Source organism: Nitratidesulfovibrio oxamicus (genome assembly GCF_015731765.1).
GTDB lineage: Bacteria > Desulfobacterota > Desulfovibrionia > Desulfovibrionales > Desulfovibrionaceae > Cupidesulfovibrio > Cupidesulfovibrio oxamicus.
The window spans coordinates 1-3,480 of the sequence record NZ_VRYY01000272.1 but is presented as its reverse complement, the minus strand read 5'-3'; the positions used below and the strand labels follow the sequence as shown (position 1 = coordinate 3,480).

Genomic DNA, 3,480 nt, shown 5'->3' with positions numbered 1-3,480 from the left:
GCCTCGACCGGCGGCGCGGGGGGCGCGGCCAGCGGGGCGCCCACCCCGGCATCGCGATCCGGCACGTTGCCGTCGGCGGGTTGGGCCAGCACCATCACCCGCCCGGAAGGGGTGAACTTTACCGCGTTGGAGACCAGGTTGCCCAGAATCTGGCGCAGCCGCAACGGATCGCCCACCAGGGCGTCGGGCACGCCGGGCAGCACGGCCCAGTCCAGGCGCAGGCCACGCCCGTCCGTACCGGCGGCGGGTTCCATCTGGCGGCAGACCTGTTCCAGAAGCTCGCCCAGGCGAAAGCTTACCCGCTCCGGCACCACCTGCCCCGCTTCCAGGCGCGAAAAGTCCAGCACGTCATTCAACAGCGCCAGCAGCGAATGGCCGGAACTGCGCAACACATCCAGGTAGCCGCGCTGCTCCGGCTCCAGGGGGGTGCGGTCCAGCACGTCGGCCATGCCCAGCAGGGCGTTGAGCGGGGTACGCACCTCGTGGCTCATGCGGGCCAACAGTTGCGTCTTGGCGCGGCTGGCCGCCTCGGCGGCCTCGCACTCGCGTTCGGCGCGGTGGCGCTCCACGCGTTCGGTGATGTCGTGCACTGCGCCTTCGATGTACAGCTGCTCGCCGGTCTCTCCGGTCACCGCGCGGGCGGTCAGCGCCACGTGCACCACGCTGGCGTTGCGCCTGCGCAGGCAGGTTTCCAGCGACACCCGCCCCTCATGGCGCAGACGACGCAGCAACTCCTCGCGCTCGCCGGGGCGCACGTAGAACTGCTCGCCAATGTTCGTCACCGACGAGACCATCTCGTACGGCGAGGAATAGCCGAACATGCGCGCCATGGCCGGGTTCACGCGCAAAAAGCGCCCCTGCGGCGTGGACTGGTAGATGCCCTGTGCAGATTCCTCGAAAATGCGCCGATAGTTGGCCTGGGCACGGGTAAGCTCCCAGTTCAGCAGTTCCAGTTCACGGTTGGCGCGGGCCAGGCGTTCGCCCGACTCCACCTTTTCCTGCAACGCCCCCAGAAGGCTGGTGCGGTTTTCTTCCAGCGTGGAGGCCATGTGGTTCACGGCCTGGGCCAGTTGACCGATCTCGGCCATGCCCGCCGGGGGCAACCGTTCACTGTAGTTGCCGAGCGAAATGCGCCGGATGGCGTGCAGCAGTTCGTGCAGGGGCCGCACCACCCTGTCGGCGATGAAAAACCCGGTGCAGATGGACAGGCCCAGGGCCACCACGGCGGCCAACAGGGTGTATTCCACCGCGGTGCGCAGCCGCGAGCGCTGCGGCTCCACATCAACGAACACGGCCAGTGCACCCACGGGCATGCCGCTGCCACCCGGCAGGGGCTGATAGCTGACCAGATAGGACTTGCCCGCCACCTGCTCGTAGCGTTGCAGGAAGGGCAGCTCCGATCCCTGTCCGACGCCATGCGCCTTGCCCGGCTGGCCGGGCAAAACGCCCCCCCCGAAAAGACCGCCGCCGGAGACGCTCCTGCCGGAAGTCACGCCCGACAGCCCGCCTTGGGCAAGGTCGGGCCGGTCCGGCCAGTCGGCCACGTCGGCGGTGCCGTCACCGGGAAACAGCGTGCCGCGCGGTCGCTCGCCGCCCAGATCGAATACCGCCACGTCGGCGCGCACCGCATCCCCCAGGCCACGCAGCAACGAGCGGTTCATGGGGAACGACACCACCGCCGCGCCCACGATGCGCCCGTGCTGCCGGGCCGCCAGCCCTTCCAGGTCCATCCTGCCGGTGATTTCCTCCGCATCGGAGGCAAACGGGGCATACGGGGCTATCTGCGAAGGTAACGGCGACAGTGGCGAAGCACTGCCCAGCGACGATTCCGGCAGGGCCGCCGGGCCCATGGGCGCGGGCAGCGGGCGCGAGATTGCCGCGCCGTAGCGTGCCCCCTCCTGCTCCAGGGGCACTATGACCGGCACAACCGCCTTGATGGCCAGTCCATCGGCGGACCGGAACACGTCACGCCGCGACAGCCCCCGCAATGCCTGGCGCACCATCAACGCCCCGTCCGTGGTGACGCCGTTGGGGGTAACGCCGCCCGCGGCGTCCTGCCCGCCACTTGTGGGCAGCAGCCGCACCACGGGTTCGGCGCTCATGTCGAACACCTCTATGCAGGCGCGGGGCCACAGGCCGTGCAGTTCGGACAGGCGCAGGCGCAAGCCCGGCATGTCGCCATCGTACTCCACGCGCAGCCCGGCCACCACGCGGGCCAGGGTCTCTGCCGTGCGCGACAGGCGGGTGAGCTGCAACGAGGCCGCATCGGCCAGGCTGCGCCCCTGCACATGCAGGTAACTGTCGGTCTGCACCGTGGTCACCTGCACGAACACCGCGCTGACGATGCCCAGCGGCAGCAGGCAGACCAGAAAGCACCAGCCCACCATTCGCAAACGCATGCCGGGGGCGGGCGGCATCGCGTGCGACAGCAGATGCCGCAACGGAAAACGCGCCCAGCAGTGCGCAAGGCTGGTGCGCAGGCGACCGGTCATGGGCGGCTGGGGGAAACGCGGGCGCAGGAGGGGAACAGGGGTGCGACAATCGACCGCGCAGCTGCGCAACAGCCCTTGCCGCGCCACGCCGCCACGCGCGCCCGGAGAGCGGCGATGCTGGCGATACGGTCTGCGGCGCTGGACATGCGGAGCCTCTGGGCCGTCTGGCGGATGAATATCGGATGTTATGGCAGCATAGCTAATCGCCATGGGGCACGCAACGAGGAGACACCCGCAACAGACCATGGGGGCAGGGCCGGGCAAGGCGATGCGGGGGGTGCACCCGGCTGACCCGCAACCGCCCCAAAGGGGGCCGGAACAGGCCAGACCCAGCCGGGGTTGCATCGCTCGCTCACCTTGTTATGGTATACGCTGCACGTCCGGGCGAAACCGCCGCCCGGCAAGACACGGGAAAGGAGGAGAGCATGCCCCGCTTCAGATCGCTGAAGACCCACCTGCGCGCGTTGCTCGCTTCCGCCGAGTGGGAAGAACACCTGGATGAAATCGCGAGCCTGCCCGGCAAGGGGGCCGTTGGCCCGCTGCTGTCGTCCCTGCTGCTGGGCGGCGAGGCCAAGTGGCGAGCCGTGGTGGCCCTGGGACGGGTGGTGGCGCGCATCGCCGACGCCAACATGGAAGACGCCCGCATCATCATGCGCCGCCTGATGTGGCACATGAACGAAGAATCCGGAAACATCGGCTGGGGCATTCCCGAGGCCTTCGGCGAAATACTGGCCTGCCATCCCCGGCTGGCCGACGAATACCACCGCATCCTCGTCTCGTACGTGCGCGAGACGGGCAAGGACGACAACTACTGCGACCACGCCCCCCTGCGGCGCGGCGTGTACTGGGCCATCGGACGCCTGGCCCAGGAACGGCCCGACCTGCCCGGCCTTGTCGAAACTGCGGTGCCCGCCCTGCTGGCGGGCCTTGCCGACTGCGACCTGCCCGCGCGCGGCAGTGCGGCCTGGGCCCTTGGCGTGCTGTCCGC

At 69.5% G+C, this 3,480-nt stretch carries 2 protein-coding genes; one reads left to right on the top strand and one right to left on the bottom strand.

The annotated features are described in order from the left end of the window. Window positions 1–2,492 (bottom strand): histidine kinase dimerization/phospho-acceptor domain-containing protein (locus tag FVW20_RS10095; protein WP_196609330.1); only part of this gene is annotated, 2,492 nt, incomplete at its 3' end. A gap of 425 nt (window positions 2,493–2,917) precedes the next feature. Here FVW20_RS10095 and FVW20_RS10090 point away from each other — a divergent pair. Then, window positions 2,918–3,480 (top strand): DVU0298 family protein (locus tag FVW20_RS10090; RefSeq protein ID WP_196609329.1); only part of this gene is annotated, 563 nt, incomplete at its 3' end.